At 68.1% G+C, this 13914-nt stretch carries 18 protein-coding genes, 2 tRNA genes and 1 pseudogene; 7 read left to right on the forward strand and 14 right to left on the reverse strand.

The annotated features are described in order from the left end of the window. The first annotated feature begins 28 nt into the window (after nt 1-28). The 3 genes from IIE03_RS12990 (at nt 29) to IIE03_RS13000 (ending at nt 1257) form a co-directional block, all read left to right on the forward strand. A complete protein-coding gene (locus tag IIE03_RS12990) occupies nt 29-490 on the forward strand; it encodes an MTH938/NDUFAF3 family protein (protein WP_192863191.1) in 462 nt (153 codons plus the stop codon). 32 nt (nt 491-522) lie between these two features. After that, nucleotides 523-762, forward strand: a complete 240-nt coding sequence (locus IIE03_RS12995; protein ID WP_192863192.1) for a hypothetical protein — start codon at nt 523-525, stop codon at nt 760-762. Nucleotides 763-858: 96 nt separating this feature from the next. Further along, nucleotides 859-1257, forward strand: coding sequence for a hypothetical protein (locus IIE03_RS13000; protein WP_192863193.1), 399 nt, complete (start codon nt 859-861; stop codon nt 1255-1257). A gap of 54 nt (nt 1258-1311) precedes the next feature. Here the strand turns inward: IIE03_RS13000 and IIE03_RS13005 are convergent, their stop codons facing one another. The 6 genes from IIE03_RS13005 to IIE03_RS13030 form a co-directional block, all read right to left on the reverse strand. Further along, on the reverse strand, nt 1312-1806 hold the full coding sequence (locus IIE03_RS13005; RefSeq protein WP_192863194.1) for a hypothetical protein: 495 nt from the start codon (nt 1804-1806) through the stop codon (nt 1312-1314). Nucleotides 1807-1937: 131 nt separating this feature from the next. After that, a complete protein-coding gene (locus IIE03_RS13010) occupies nt 1938-2363 on the reverse strand; it encodes a hypothetical protein (RefSeq protein WP_192863195.1) in 426 nt (141 codons plus the stop codon). A 48-nt stretch (nt 2364-2411) separates the two neighbouring features. Beyond that, complete coding sequence (locus IIE03_RS13015; RefSeq protein WP_192863196.1) at nt 2412-3008, reverse strand: CbrC family protein; 597 nt, start codon at nt 3006-3008, stop codon at nt 2412-2414. Continuing rightward, entirely contained in the window at nt 3005-4615 is a 1611-nt protein-coding gene (locus tag IIE03_RS13020; protein WP_192863197.1) for a HEAT repeat domain-containing protein, read from the reverse strand. The genes IIE03_RS13015 and IIE03_RS13020 overlap by 4 nt, the downstream gene beginning before the upstream one ends. A gap of 61 nt (nt 4616-4676) precedes the next feature. Continuing rightward, the gene (locus IIE03_RS13025) at nt 4677-5087 is read right to left on the reverse strand and encodes a hypothetical protein (RefSeq protein WP_192863198.1); all 411 of its coding nucleotides are present in this window, start codon (nt 5085-5087) and stop codon (nt 4677-4679) included. Nucleotides 5088-5596: 509 nt separating this feature from the next. Beyond that, nucleotides 5597-5667: transfer RNA gene (locus tag IIE03_RS13030), tRNA-Gly, on the reverse strand. Nucleotides 5668-5901: 234 nt separating this feature from the next. On the opposite strand from IIE03_RS13030, the gene IIE03_RS13035 reads away from it, so the two are divergent. The 3 genes from IIE03_RS13035 (at nt 5902) to IIE03_RS13045 (ending at nt 6832) form a co-directional block, all read left to right on the forward strand. Continuing rightward, nucleotides 5902-5975 (forward strand) — tRNA-Pro (locus tag IIE03_RS13035). Between the two features lie 213 nt (nt 5976-6188). Continuing rightward, the gene (locus tag IIE03_RS13040; protein ID WP_192863199.1) at nt 6189-6434 is read left to right on the forward strand and encodes a FitA-like ribbon-helix-helix domain-containing protein; all 246 of its coding nucleotides are present in this window, start codon (nt 6189-6191) and stop codon (nt 6432-6434) included. 2 nt (nt 6435-6436) lie between these two features. Continuing rightward, nucleotides 6437-6832: a type II toxin-antitoxin system VapC family toxin gene (locus tag IIE03_RS13045; RefSeq protein ID WP_192863200.1), complete on the forward strand. Its 396-nt coding sequence runs from the start codon at nt 6437-6439 to the stop codon at nt 6830-6832. Between the two features lie 75 nt (nt 6833-6907). On the opposite strand, the gene IIE03_RS26745 is transcribed toward IIE03_RS13045, so the two are convergent. Beyond that, nucleotides 6908-7531 (reverse strand): ribbon-helix-helix domain-containing protein, encoded by a 624-nt coding sequence (locus IIE03_RS26745; RefSeq protein ID WP_318842963.1) that lies wholly within the window; start codon nt 7529-7531, stop codon nt 6908-6910. 145 nt (nt 7532-7676) lie between these two features. Between IIE03_RS26745 and IIE03_RS13055 the strand changes: the two genes are divergently transcribed. Further along, entirely contained in the window at nt 7677-7994 is a 318-nt protein-coding gene (locus IIE03_RS13055) for a relaxase domain-containing protein (protein ID WP_318842964.1), read from the forward strand. Between the two features lie 32 nt (nt 7995-8026). Here IIE03_RS13055 and IIE03_RS13060 read toward each other — a convergent pair whose 3' ends face one another. The 7 genes and pseudogenes from IIE03_RS13060 to IIE03_RS13090 all read right to left on the reverse strand — a co-directional run bounded on the left by IIE03_RS13060 (nt 8027) and on the right by IIE03_RS13090 (nt 13701). Further along, nucleotides 8027-8395: a hypothetical protein gene (locus IIE03_RS13060; RefSeq protein WP_192863202.1), complete on the reverse strand. Its 369-nt coding sequence runs from the start codon at nt 8393-8395 to the stop codon at nt 8027-8029. A 502-nt stretch (nt 8396-8897) separates the two neighbouring features. After that, a complete protein-coding gene (locus IIE03_RS13065; protein WP_192863203.1) occupies nt 8898-9374 on the reverse strand; it encodes a hypothetical protein in 477 nt (158 codons plus the stop codon). 15 nt (nt 9375-9389) lie between these two features. Further along, entirely contained in the window at nt 9390-9581 is a 192-nt protein-coding gene (locus tag IIE03_RS13070; RefSeq protein WP_192863204.1) for a hypothetical protein, read from the reverse strand. 125 nt (nt 9582-9706) lie between these two features. Continuing rightward, nucleotides 9707-10581, reverse strand: a pseudogene (locus IIE03_RS27025) (alpha/beta fold hydrolase). Nucleotides 10582-10899: 318 nt separating this feature from the next. Beyond that, nucleotides 10900-11991, reverse strand: a complete 1092-nt coding sequence (locus tag IIE03_RS13080; protein ID WP_192863205.1) for a glycoside hydrolase family 172 protein — start codon at nt 11989-11991, stop codon at nt 10900-10902. A 28-nt stretch (nt 11992-12019) separates the two neighbouring features. Next, nucleotides 12020-12889, reverse strand: coding sequence for a carbohydrate ABC transporter permease (locus IIE03_RS13085; RefSeq protein WP_192863206.1), 870 nt, complete (start codon nt 12887-12889; stop codon nt 12020-12022). Beyond that, a complete protein-coding gene (locus tag IIE03_RS13090) occupies nt 12889-13701 on the reverse strand; it encodes a carbohydrate ABC transporter permease (protein ID WP_225997720.1) in 813 nt (270 codons plus the stop codon). Before IIE03_RS13090 ends, IIE03_RS13085 begins: the two co-directional genes overlap by 1 nt. Between the last annotated feature and the right edge of the window lie 213 nt (nt 13702-13914).

The raw sequence follows: 13914 nt of genomic DNA on the forward strand, positions 1-13914 counted from the left end.
GAACTGCGCGAGTGGAAGGATCGGCGCCATGGGCACCTGGGATCTGGACCTCGTGCGCAAGCTCGCCGCGCTGAGTGCCTACGCCGAGGTCCCCGAGGACATGCTGATGCACGACCCGAAGGGTGGGAAGGAAGCGGTTCGGCTACGGCTCGCCGAGCAGATCGCCGGAATCGCCGAGGCGACCGCGGACGCCGAGGTGCACTGGGACGACGTCAGTATCACCCGCACGCGGCACAATCCGGGTATCCAGCCGCCCGACGTCGACCAGGCGGTCGCCGCGACCCGCGTCGAGGCGACGGCGGCGGGGATCGAGGTACTCGTCTTGTCCCGTGGCATGGAATCACGGCTGGGCGTCCCCAAGGACACAATCCGCTACGCCGAATCGCTCGGCATGGAGGTGCACGTCGCGGTGACAGAGGACGCCGTCGCTCTCTACAACGAGCTCACTGTGACGCGCGCGGTTGCCGCGTTGATCCACTCGACCTGCTGAGGAGTGCTGCTGGGCCGGTAGTCTTCGCGATCATGACCGGTCCGCAGGTGTTCGCGTTGTGCTGGGGTGTGCTCGCTGTCGCGATGGGTGTCGGCTTCGCGGTGTTCGCGAAGCAGCACGCCGATGTGCAGGTGTGGATTCAGTGGTTCCTGAAGATACCGGCGCCGTCGAGTCATCGAACGATCGCGATCTTCTCGCGGGTGTTCGGTGTCGCCTTCGCCGTCATCGGTGTCGTGGTGTTCTTCGCGGCGCTTACCGGAGCCCTCGCTTGATCGGCGCCGCGGGTCGGGTGGTGGATGTCTTCGCCTCTCGGACCGGCTCACGTTGGCGGGGGCGTCATGCCTTCACCCGATTCTCGGGGAGGTCTGATGGCTGACCTGCTCAGGCCCGCGGATCTCCCCCACGGGTTCGCCTATCCGCGGGAGTTCGTGCGCGTCGTGGAGCTGGGGATCGTCGACCTGGAGCCGTGGCGGATCCTGGCCGGGGAACGGCTCGCGCGGCGTGCGACAGGAGTGCGGGACCGGTACCCGAGCCGGGTCCTGGTCCCGTTTGCCGAGCGGATCGACAACGACGACGTCGCCTGTTGGGACGTCGACCGGGGCGCACCGGTCGTCATCGTCCACGACTTAGCCTCGCCCGGATGGGAGCATGTCGCCGAGTTCGCGGACTTCTACGACTGGCTCCGCCAGGCGGTGGAGGACCTGATTGAGTACGACGAGGAGTACTGGCCGCCGGCCCACGGACGCTCGGTCGAGAAGCTTCGCTGAGAACACCTGAAGAGGGGATGGACATGGTGCCGACGCCACTTTGTATCGCGTTCATCAGGACGGCGTTGAGGCCGGTGGGCCGAGGTCGCTGGTTGTTCTGGCTGTTCCGACGAACGACCGGATCGTTGTGCGCGTGAAGGTCCGGATGGACTCCGCCTCATCTCGGTCCTGGACATCGAGGAACTTCTCCATCGAGTGGTAGGCAGCCTGGGCGGCTTCGATGACTTCCTGGCGATCGGCCAGGAGTTCGACGAGATAGAGCGACTGCAGTGCCGTGTCGCGGCTGCGGTGGGACAGACGCCGATGTTCCTCGACACCAGGATCATGAGGGTCTTTGACTCTGGCGAATGCGCGATCCAGCATCGCGCGTCTATAGGTGGTGAGGGCGCCGGCGAACTCGCTGTACGCAGCGACGCGCTCTTGGCGTAGCTTTTCTTCCCGTGCCCATTGGTTGGCTGCGGCGGCATTGCGTCGCGTGAACCGGTGCGCGACGGCTTGTCCGACAAGACTGGCAATGATGGCGAGCACACCACCGAGGATGACGTCCACCAGGCAAGGGTCCCTGTGGCGTGCGCCGATGGGCAACCGACGTTCCTGCTGCCTTTGGGACAGCGGGCGTGCTGGTTTGTCGGCGCGTCGGACGAGTGGTTCGACGCAGCCTATGGGCGCCTCGATCGCGCTTACGACCTGTTCGAAGGCGCGACGGGTTCAGGTTCGTAGAATTCGCCTTCGTCGCCCTGGATCCTGGCGTCGAGCGCGGCGGCGATCTGGTGGGCCTTCGCGAGGGCGGTTGTGTCTCCCATCGGGACGCTGATGCGACCGCCAGTGAAGTGGAACGGGACCTCGACGGCCTGGGGATGGCCTGTCCACACTGCGAGGTTCTCCATCGGCAGGGTCAGGACTTCTCCGTCTGGAAGACGTGCGGTGACTTCACTGCGGGGATCGAGTTCCGGGTCCGCGTCGATGAGAGCGAGCCACTCGTCGATCGAGATCCGTGGGCCGTCCGGGTCGATCCAGTTCTCGCTACGGGTGATGTGCAAGTCGTATCCCACCGTGATTTCCTCCTCGGCTGCGCGGAACAGGTGGCAGTAAGGATTCCAGACCACACGCGGCTGTTTGATCTGGCCACTGGTCCGGTTTCCCGCTGCAGCATGTCAGTCGGTGTCGATGAGTCCGCGGTTGCGGCCACAGTGGCGGCAGCGGAAGTGGTGGCACAACACGCTGGCCTCGTCGCGGTCGTCAACGTAGTTGAGCATCTCACCGACCTCGGGCTCGGAAGCGAGTTCCCCGCGCAGCTCGGGATCACCACGCAGCGTGGCCGCGCTGATCCGTCCGAGGTAGGTCATGGCGTCACGGCAGCAGACGAGCCACATCACGTCCTGCCACGACGGGAACCCCGGTGTGCAGCGGCAGACCTGGTCGACCACTTGTCGGGGAACCTGCTGGTAGGGCGGTGTGGGCGGGTAGCCGAGCTCTTCCTGGATTCCCGGTGGGTACCGGCCTTCGATGTCGTTGAGGTAGGCGTCGAACCGTTCGGCCAGGGTTCCGTCGGCGATGCACCAGGGGCACACCGGTCCGACGTCGTGCTCGGAGTAGACCGGCAGCGCGTACCGGTACGGGCGTGCGTTGCCGCACACGGAGCACGTGATCGCCTCGGGAGAGATGGCGCCAGTAGCCACGGGGTCGGGGTGGTAGCGGAACGAGGGAAGGGCCCCGGGCGACGACGCCGTGGGCAGAGCGTCGCGGGTCATGCGTCCGCGCCCGCCAGAGCGTCGCGGAGGGCGTCGCGGAACTGTTCGTCGGCGGCGACGAAGGTGCCGAGCTGTCCGCCGGTGACGAACCGGGCGTCGCGTTCGATGACGTTGCGCCAGCGCTGGACGGCGGCGGGGGACAGGAGGGGCGCGAGCGTGGCCAGCGCGGTGACGGTGTCGTCGCCGCGGTATTGGCCAGCCTGCGCTGCGAGACGATCGGCGACATTGTCGACGTCGAAGTCGCAGCCCGCGCGGGCCAGAGCGGTCGCGGCCGCGGCCAGCGCGATGGGATCGTCGAGCAGCGCGCGCAGGACGAGCTCAAGGGCGGCGGCCTCGACGCCGAGCCGTGCAGCGGTACGGGCGGCGTTCGCCCGCTGGTATCCCCACAGGAATCCCTCGCGCTCGGCAAGCCGGTCAGTCACCTCGGTCACGGCCGCCACCACGGGCGCGGGATCGTCGGTTCGTTCCCACAGTGCTGCGGCGAGGGCGAGCTTCTTGTCGACGACCGGGGTGGTAAGTCGGGCATACTCCGGCAGCGGAACGGCGAGCCTGGTACGCATCTCTTCGACGTCGAGGTTGGCGTCGTCGCCCAAGAGCTGATCCGGAGTTGCCTGCACCGGCAAAGGCAGCGGCTCCGGGCCGGGAGTCAGGCCGAGCGTCTGGGTGAGCATCCTCGCGCCCTCGGCGTCGACGTGCTTGACCGCGAAAGGGCGGAGCAGCTCGGTTGCCGCGCGAGATCGCTCGCAGGCGATGGTGGCCGCGTACAGCACCACCGCCAGGTCAGCATGCTCGCGTTCGGCGGCCTCGATGAGCAGGCTGGCGGCTGCCTCGCCGTGGCCGGAGTCGCACAGCTGCTCGACCACCCACGCGAGTGCCTCGTGTCGGTCGTCCAGAAGTTGGCCGGCGATCGAGTCCGGGTCCGGCACCGACAACAGCGCCTCTTTGGTCTCGCGGGTCCATGGCCGTCCGGCATCGAACGACGCGAACACTCCGGCCAGCCGCACCGCGTCTGCGGGATCGGCGTACGCGGCGGCGACCACCCCGGCCGTATCCGGTGCACCGCAGCGCACCATCGCGATCACGGCCTCGGCACGGACCAGCGCGTCCTCGTCGTCGTCGCGGGCGGCCCGCAGCGCAGGGAACAGGTCGATTGACCTGGTCTGTCCGAGGGCATGCACGGCGGCCTTGCGGATCTCGCCGTCGTCGTGCGAAGCCAGCGGTTCGAGTACGTCGGCGTGGGCGCGCACCGCGTTGCGGATGTCGTCTTCCGCGCCGGGGGCGGTGTCGTCGCTGGCGGCCATCCATCCCAGCAGCCACAGGCATTCCCTGGTCGCGGCACCGGCCGCCGCGAGACGTGCCAGGAACGGGACCGACGCCGTGCTGGCCGAGTACACGGTGCCCTGGTGCACGATTGCGCCCCACAGATCGCTCACGCTCTCTGAGCCGGAATCGGAATCGTCACCGGCATCGACCACGAGGGCCCGCAGCATGCTGGGCATGTCGCTCGCGTCGCCATAGGCATGCGAGACGGCGGTCCAATCGAACGCGTCGACGTCGGCCAGGACGGCCGCCACCGCGGGACTCAGAGTTGCTTCCTGCTGCGACATGGGCCAGAGCATGCCACGGGCCACCGACACTCAGCCGGTTGGACCATGGCAGGTCGCCGAGTCAGTCGTAGTTCCACGGGAAGTCGGTATGCCACCACCGGTGGTAGTGATCCAACCGTACGGGGAACTTGGCCATGATCCGTGCATCCATCGAGTGGACGAGGGCACGGAGCTCCTGAGCAGAGCGGCGTGGTAAGCGGTGGATCGTGAGTTCGAGGAGGTCACGGTCGTCGATCGGGCTGCCGCAACATTCGCGGATCCCGCAACCATAGGCGTGTCTGCTCCAGGGGTTGCGGGTGTGCGCCTCGCGTTCCCAGTTCACCAGCGCGCCGTGGACCTGACCGGGCCAAGCCTCGAGGAGGCTGATGGCAGCGTGGGCCGATCCGGAGAGGCGGCCGTCCTTGACGTGCTCCGTGCCGTAGGGGCGTCGTCGTGCAGCTGCTCGCTGCCGGGTGGGATGCCTACGCGGCATGTCCCTTCGTTGTGCTCGTCATGGGGAGCATCCTGTCACAGTGAGCGACTGGCGCCTGCGGGGCCGTCGGCGGGCCGCTTTCAAACAGCCGGGACCGCGGCGTCCCGTTCAGAGCAAGGAGCCCTGGCCCTCGATCGTCGTGAGCGCGTTCCCGAGCTCGGCCATCGACCTCTTCGCGGCGGCAGCGGCGTCGTAGGTGTCGAACGTCCCGAGCGGCCGGCGCTTCTTGTCCGGGCTGGTGTACGGGCCTGGAAGCGACCGGGCCGGGTCTCCCGGATGTTGCCGTACGCGGCACGCTGGGTTCGTCGGGCCGCTCTCTCACGTCCTGAGGCGTGGAAGCATCGCCGCGGCGAGCGGGACTGATCGTGGGGGAGTCGGACATCGCGATGCTCCTGCTCCAGTCGCCACGGACGTAGGGCATATAAGGGCACGGAGAAGAGCTTCTAAGCCCTGCGGAGCGCCCGGCGTGCAGGTCAGAAACGGCCTCTGACCTGCCCGTTCAATAGCGGAGCGGGCGACGGGAATCGAACCCGCGTAATCAGTTTGGAAGACTGAGGCTCTACCATTGAGCTACGCCCGCGCGGGTCCCGACGACGGTATATGCCATGGTTGGGGCAACCCCTCCGAGCGCACCGTCCGTCGTCGAACCGCGCGCTCACGATAGCAAACCCGAGGCGCCTCGTGCCGCCTCGACCGGGGCGATCCGTCACAACGAGCGAGCTCAAGCCGTAGGCCGGCGATCGACGGGCTTCGGTGCCGCGCCATCCTGACCAGTGGCACTACACTTGCTCTGGCTCGGCCGTGGCCGGGCGTACGGGGTGTGGCGCAGCTTGGTAGCGCATCTGCTTTGGGAGCAGAGGGTCGCCCGTTCGAATCGGGTCACCCCGACCGTGCCCCACCAGCATCGATACGGATCGGTGCTGGTGGGGCCAGTCACCGCGATTCGGCGAGGGAGCCTATCCGGGTGCTACGCCACATCGTCGGCCCTTTCCTCGTCGGCTCCCAGCAGCGGAAACGCCGACTCCGAACTCGAACGTCGCGCACTTGGCGATGGCCCCAGCACTCTTGCATGCTCATGCGTTTTACATGCATTATGGGGGCATGGTTGCTCTTCAGATCCGAGACGTTCCCGACGACGTCCGCGACGCGCTTGCCGAGCGCGCGGCCCGCGCTGGGCAGTCCCTCCAGGGATTCCTGCTCGGCGTGATCGTGCGTGAGGCGTCATTCAGCCAGAACCACGCCATCATCAACGAACTCGCGTCCTGGACGACCGGCACCGGCGTCACCGCCGACGACGCCCTGAACGCCCTGAACGAGGCTCGCGCGGAACGGCACGGTCAGGCGTGATCGTGCCCGACGCCTCAGCGGCAATCCTGCTGTTCACCGACCAGGACACCGACCACCGTGTCGCGGCCGCCCGCCGCATCCTGGACGCCGATACCGCCTGGATCGTGCCCGAGCACTGGCACACCGAGATGTTCTCAGCGATCCGTGGTCTCTGGCTCGGCAAGAAACTCAGCGACGCCGACGCCGAGCGAGCCGCTCGGACCCTGGCGCGCATGGTCGTCGGCACCACGCCCACCGCGCCCCTGCTGCCGCGCATGTGGGAGCTACGCGGGAACCTCACCGGCTACGACGCCGCCTACGTCGCCACCGCCGAGAACCGCGACTGCACCCTCGTCACCGCCGACGCCCGGATCGCGAAGGCCGGAGTTGCGCGCTGCCCGATCCAGGTCATCACCTGAACGAGCACCAGCCGCGAGGCCCCTGCCTCGGCGAGCCAGAGCAGGTGTGCGCTGAGGCCGGCCTCGTTGACGCCGTCAGTGGTCGCGGTGTCGTAGGCGGTAGCGACCACGCTGCCGTAGCGCGCTCTCCGGCGCAGGGGGCTGGGGTCGTCGGGGGGCCCATGCCGATCCGTTCGGCGCCACGGGGCAGGACCCACAGGCTGGTACTGGGCACGAGGTTCCCGGCCCGGGCACGAACGTGCTGGTGCCCGGGCCGGAAACCTCGTACGAGTTCCAGGGTGCGTCCGGCGTCGTCGAATCCGAGCAGGAGCCAGCGGCGGGGGTCGTCCTCGTCGTCCAGCGGTGCCCGGTAGACCGCATTCTCTGCTGCATGCAGCACATCGGCTTCAGTGAGCCGGTCTCGTCGGAAGTGCTTGCGGGCGGAGTCATGGAGCCTCGCGCGACGTGAGCCCAGGCGCGCACCGCCGCACGGATCGCCTCGGACCGGTTCGCGAGCCCTTCCTCTTCGGCGCGCTTGGTCAGTGCGGCGAGCGTCGGAGCGTCCAGTCGCACCGGAACCACGGTTCCCGGTCCTTCGCCCGCGGCCGGACGTCCGCGCCGCCGCAGGGTCTCGACGTCGTAGCCGGCCTCGGCCTCATCGGCCCAGGCCTGGATCTGCTCGTCGCTCACGTCCTTGCCGTGGATCTTCCGCTTGCTCATGCCAATATCGTATACGTAAATCCCTGGACGGTCGAGGGCTGCCACGAGGCGGCCGACACCGACCGGTGCAATCTGCTCGCCCCGACCCGCCCTGCCTTGGCGAACCGCTGATCATGCGACGCCGGCAACGACGACTGGACGGCGGGTGCCCTCGCCGTTGGCCGACTACTACGCGGCCAAGAGCGAGGCGCCGGGCCGGTGGATCGGTTCGGGCCTGGGGGACATCGGCGGCCTGGAACCGGGCGATCTGGTGACGGCGCGGCAGATGCACAACCCGTTCGGCCAGGGCCTTCACCTGCTGTCCGATGACGAGAAACCGTTTCGGCTGGGTGCCGCGTACCGCACGTACTCGAACGAGCGCGCCGCCAAGTTCGCAGTGGAGGTCGTGCGACGGATCGAGCAGGCCAACGCTGCGGCGGGCCGACCGGCCAAGGCAGGCCGGATCCCTGACCTGGAAACGTGAACAGATCACCGATCTGGTCGGGAGGCGTAGCGTCACAGACGCTTGCGGATCGCGGCGCTCAACGTCACGTCGTAGGGGACGTTCCGGAGGGCGTCAGGAGTGGTGGGCACGCCGATGTCGGTGAGTCGCGATACGACCAGGTCCCAGTCAAGGTGCTCCGGGCTGTCGTCATCAGGAAGGAGAGTGGTCTTGACCTCCGCAGACAAAGACGACGCCGTCAATCCGCTCCAGGGATCCGGGCCCGGTGGCTGCGTGAGCACTGAGAACCCGCGGTCGTCGATGACCGTGTGAACATGCCCGTCGGAGTCCTCGGCCAGCAGATGGACGGTGAAGTCCAGCGTTCCGTTCCCTCTCGTGGCGGCGTGCTCGCATGTGGCGTTGAGGCGGGTGATCGCTGTCATGCCAACCTTCCCGTTGAGTGGCGAGCCAAATAATGGCTTGACCGTTCTGTGGCGAGATGTCCAGCCTCTGAATGGTCCTAATCGGCATCTGGAATCCGAAGGGGCAAGATGAAGAGGTCAAAGTCACTGCTCACGCGCGGCGCTATCGCCGCCTCCGCACTCCTGATCCTCAGTATGGCATCGCCCGTTCACTGCAAGCGCGGACCCAGAAGTGGGCCCCGCTGACGAGTTCACCGTGGCCACCGAGGGCGCCACCACCGCTTCCGACGCAGCATGGGACTGCATCTTCAACACCAAGGGCGACTACGTCCACATCTCAAGCTCCAGCCCGACGCGCGCAGCCCACGGCCATGGTTGGTGGTCCGAGGTCACACCGTGCCCGCCCGGGACTCAAGCCATCGTGACGGGGTTCTGCGGCCGCGCTCCCTCTCCCGTGAGGGGCCGGTGATACCACCGCTCCAGGCGACGCCACGAATGGCTACCTGTGCAGGGGCAGCCCATGTCAGTCGCGTCTTGCTCCCTCTGGCCAGACCACTTGCACCGGGATGTGCCGCCGTCGTGCTTCGGCGACGATGTCGGCGGTTCCGCCGTAGCCGCGTGCGGGCTTTCCGTCCCAGACGGCGATGAGTTCGTCGGCGTCGTCGAGCATCCGTTGTGCGGCGGCCATGTGGGACTCGCTGGTCGAGTCGGGGTGGTCGAGGTGGACGACGTCGGTCGCGTGGGCGAGCAGGTCGTCCAGGACGGGACGGTGTTCGGCGGGTAGGGCCTCGCGGTAGTGGGTGGCCGGGATGACGGCCCGAAGTCGGCCACCGGCGTCGAGCACGGCGCGGGCGAAGAGTGTGTCCGCTCCGTCGGCGAGCGAGGTGATTCCGACCAGTTCGCCGTCGTACTGCGCGAGCACCTGGCGGAGAGCACCATCGACGAGGGGGACGACGTCGTCGGGTAGTCCTCGGTGGCCGGTGAACGCGACGTGAGTCATGGTGCTGGAGCGTATCTACGCTGCGTACAGGCCCGCCAGGGCGTCGTCGAGGTCGGCGGCGGCCGTGCACCGTGCCGGGCCGCTGACCTTGGCGGCGAGCGTGCGGTCGTCGAGCCCGTAGACGCCCTCGCTCTCGACCGTCCGGTGGAACCGGCCCGCGGCATCGCGTAGGTATCCGGCGAGCCTATCGCGATGTTCATCCGTCATGTGTTCCTCCCTGTCGGTCTCGAAACCCCGATCACCGGCACAATTGCCACACGGGCCAAGGGCCCCATATTGCAGCCGCAATTGACGCACCCTCATGCAGGGGCGCGAACCTGGCCCCGGAAGCGTCAGCCGTTGATGGCGCTGATCAGCGCTGCGGTGAGTTCGCCAGGGGCGTCCTCCTGGACGAGGTGTCCCGCTTCCTCGATGAGCGTCAGGCGTGCCTCCGGGATCGTCACGGCGAGTTCTCTGCCGCGTTCGGCCGGGATCCAGGTGTCCTGCGTTCCCCAGACAAGACGTACGGGCTGTCGGAGGTCTCCGTAGTGCGTCTTGAGGTGGCGGATGTAGCCCTCGTCAGCGCTTCGGTGGCGCAGCTGGCGATAGAACGCCGCTTGCCCTTCCTCGCCGCACCACGGGTCGACGAGTGCGTCGAGTACGGACGCACGCATGCCCCGATGGCTTGCGGTCTGGACGTACTCCCGCAGCAAGGCCTCGTGGAGCGTGGGCGGCAGGCCACGAAAGACGTCGATGTTGTCGGAGACGACCTCGAAGAACTGACTTCCCCATGGGTCGAGCGAGACCGCGTCGACCAAGGCGAGGCTCCGGTAGGCGGCACCGTTGTCGATCAGGGCGCCGAGAGCGACGGCGCCGCCGAGTCATGGGCGATCACGTCGGGGCCGTCGATGTCCCAGTGGCGCAGGAGTTCCACGAAGACGCCGGCCAGCGCGCCGAGGGAGAGATCCTGATCGGCAGACCTCGCCGACTGCCCGTACCCGGGCATGTCCCAGACGTACACCTGTCGTTGCTGGGCCAGTGCTCGGCCGACGTCGCGCCAGATGAACGACGAGAACGGTGTCCCGTGGAGCAGGACGACCGGACGGTGCCGGGCACCTCCGAGGCGAGCCCAGCGGATGTCGCCGAGACTGCTCGGATAGACCTGATCGAGTTGCCAGCTCGCGACAGGGTCCGCCACTTCCGATGGTCGACCACGTTGGATGCTCATCGCTGCCTCCTTCTCGCTCTGCTACCGGTAGCCCTGTTCCGTGTCTGCGGTCGTTCAATTGATGACCCGGATGTCGCAGCGTGCCGCGCCCGAGCGTTTGATCCGGGCGTCGGCCGTGACCAGGGTGCAGGCGTGGGACTCGGCCACCGCGACGCAACCGGCGTCGTAGCCCGACAAGTTCGAATCTGCAGGGCGACCGTGCATGCATTCTACATGCATGCCGGGGCCTGTCGTGAGACGTCTCCTTGCCGGCTAAGGCGCGCGTCCGGCCCGCGCCCTGCGCTTCGCGCCCTGCGCGCACACCGGCGTCGATCGGCCCTAGCGCGGGTGTCGGTCGTGCGGCCGCGGCAGCGGTGGGAAGGGCGCGGTGGGGGTCTGCTGGTACCAGTAGGCCACGGTGGAGATGTCGTCGGATCGTTCGAAGAGTCCGTGGTCCCAGGCGCCGATCTGCTGGAGCGTGACGCGGAGGCGGCGGGTGAAGTACACCGGGTCCGGCACGTGCCATCGGTAGAGCCCGTGGCGTGCGGGGGAGTCGACGGCGAACGGGGATGCCCTGGTCGTGTCCTTGGCAGCGTACTGGGGATATCCGGAGTACGGCGCCGAGAACGTCAGGATCCGGGGTGCGGGATCGTTCCGAAGTTCGTCCTGGAAGGCCCAGGCGCCTCCGGCGTAGTCCTCGAGGCCGGTCGAGCACAGCGTGGGCAGCGCGTCGTCGTCGTCGACGAAGAACTTCGTCTCGCCCTCGCCCCACCAGAAGCGGTGCAGCGACGCCAGTGCGACGAAGGTGCCCAGGTAGGTGCCGGCGCCCTCGACGCCGTCGAGGATCACATGGTCCTCGCCCAGGGCCGTGGTGCCGTTCGACCGTCGCCATTGCGCGTGGAAGTACTGGGCGTTCTCGGGGATCTCGTCGCCGACGGTGTAGTCGACCTGGTAGAAGACGTGGGGGATCGGTCCGGGGTGCTGGTTCTCCAGGGTGATCCTGGCACGGCGGCGGAAGGGCATCTGGAAGTAGCAGTTCATCCCTCCGGTCGGTGCGACGACGACGAGCTGGGACGTGACCAGTGCCCGTTCGGCGAAGCCGTTGCAGAAGAAGTCGCCCAGCGGTGTCTCGACAGCGGGTGCGTCGTCCCCGTCCCAGTAGATGCGCAGGACGAGATCGCGGAGGACCCAGGGCCCGGCGTCGGTGCGGTCCGGGACGGTCATCCAGAGGTGGCGGATGATGCCCGGTCCTTCGATGTCCGCCAGGGTGAGCGTCTGCCCGGGCTCCGCGGCGAGGAACGCGGAACCCTTGCGACCCGGGCCCAGCGCGGAGGCGGCGGTGGCGGCCCGGCCCGGCGTGCCGTCGGGGTTCTCGGCATTGATCGAACGGCTTCGCACGGCGGTCGGGTTCGTGGCCCACAGGTGGCGCATGGGGGTCCTTTCTCGGAGGGATTCCTGGTTACTTGATCGCGCCGGCGGTGACGCCGCGGCTCAGTGTCCGCTGGAAGAGCACGAAGAAGATGACGGTGGGGATGAGGGAGAGCAGGGAGCCGGCGTTGACGACGGTGATGTCGATGGAGTGCTGGCCGCGCAGCGTCGACAGGGCGATGGGTACGGTCTGCGAGGCGGGGTCGGCGAGCAGCACGAGGGGGATGTAGAACTCGTTCCAGGTCCAGATGAAGAAGAAGACGACCAGGACCGACATCGTGGGCAGGAGGATCGGGGCGACGACCCGCCACAGCACCTGTCGCCGGTTGGCCCCGTCCAGCGCCGCGGCCTCGAGCAGCGAGCGCGGCACGGTGGACATGACGCTGGAGAGCAGATACGTGGCGAACGCGCCTTGCAGGACGACGAAGACGATGACGACCGACCACACCGAGTTGAGCAGCCCCAGGGCCTGGGCGCCGTAGAACAGGGGATAGATGAGCGCCTCGTGCGGCAGCATGGTGGCGAGCAGCAGGACGGCGACCACGGCGGTGTTGCCACGCACGCGTCCGATGCCGAGGGCGTAGGCGGCGAGCAGGCCGAGGGTCACGCCGAGGAAGGCGACCACGACGCTGATGGTGACGGAGTTCCACAGCGCCAGGGGAAAGTCCACCCGGGCGAGGTATCCCTCGAACGCCTCCAGGCTGAACGACGTCGGCCATGCCAGCGGGCCGTTCTGGCTGTAGTCGCTGCTCGACTTGAACGCGTTGAGCACGAGCAGGAGAAAGGGCGCGGCGGTCAGGAGCGCCCCGACGCCGACGGCGGCGAGGACGACCCAGCGCCAGGGCGAGCCACGTAGCGCGCGCCGGGCGGTGGCCCGGCGGGATCCGGTGGTCCGTGACATCAGTGGTTCTCCTTCCGGTCGGAGCGACGCTGCAGGGCGAGCAGCACCATGGCGGCCAGGAAGATCACCAGCGACATGACGGTGGCGATGGTGGCGCCATAGCCCACGCGGGACAGTTCGAAGAAGTTGCGGTAGGCGTAGTAGGACGGCACGACGGTGGATCCCTCGGGGCCGCCACCGGTGAGGATGAGGATCGGCGCGAAGACCTTGAGGGAGGCGACGGTCGCCGTCAGGACGACGACGAACACCTCCGGGCGGATCTGGGGGATCGTGATGGCGCGGAACCGGCGGAACCACCCCGCGCCGTCGAGCTCGGCCGCCTCGTACAGCTCGGGGTCGACCCGCTGCAGCGCGGCCATGAAGATGACCACGGGGTAGCCGATCTGCAGCCAGATGAGGACGAGCATCACCGAGTACAGCGCGACGGCGGGATCGCCCAGCCAGTCGGGCGGGTCGTGGATGCCGAGCTGCTGCAGCACGAGCGTGAACACGCCGTCGCGTGAGTCGAGGACCCACGCCCAGATGAATCCCGCGACCGCGATGGGCACGATCTGCGGAAGGTAGTAGGTCGCCCGCAGGAACGCCGCCGCCCTGCCGCCGAACTCCTTGCCGATGTAGTCGAACAGCGCGGCTGCGATCAGCACGCCGAGGACGGTCGGCACGAGCACGATCGCCACGATCATGTAGACGGAGTTGTACAGCGACGTCCAGAACTCGTCGTCCGCGAGCAGCCGCGCGTAGTTGTCGAGCCCCACCCAGGTCACGGGGGCGATGCCACCGCGCCAGCTGGTCAGGCTGATGTACAGGTTCATCAGGAACGGCAGCGCCACCACCGCGAGGAAGCCCACTCCCAGCGGGGCGAGGTACCACCAGTAGCCGGCCTGCCCGCGCCGCTTCGCCGGGTCGGCACGCCGTCGCGGCGGCCGTCCTGCCGGCGGCCGGTCCGGTGGTTGCCCCGATGAACGGCGGGCCGATCCCGCCGTGGTCTCGATCGTCATGATGTCCTCCCCGGTCGTGGTGGGGGC

It is taken from the genome of Myceligenerans pegani, assembly GCF_014892515.1.
GTDB classification, from domain to species: domain Bacteria; phylum Actinomycetota; class Actinomycetes; order Actinomycetales; family Cellulomonadaceae; genus Myceligenerans; species Myceligenerans pegani.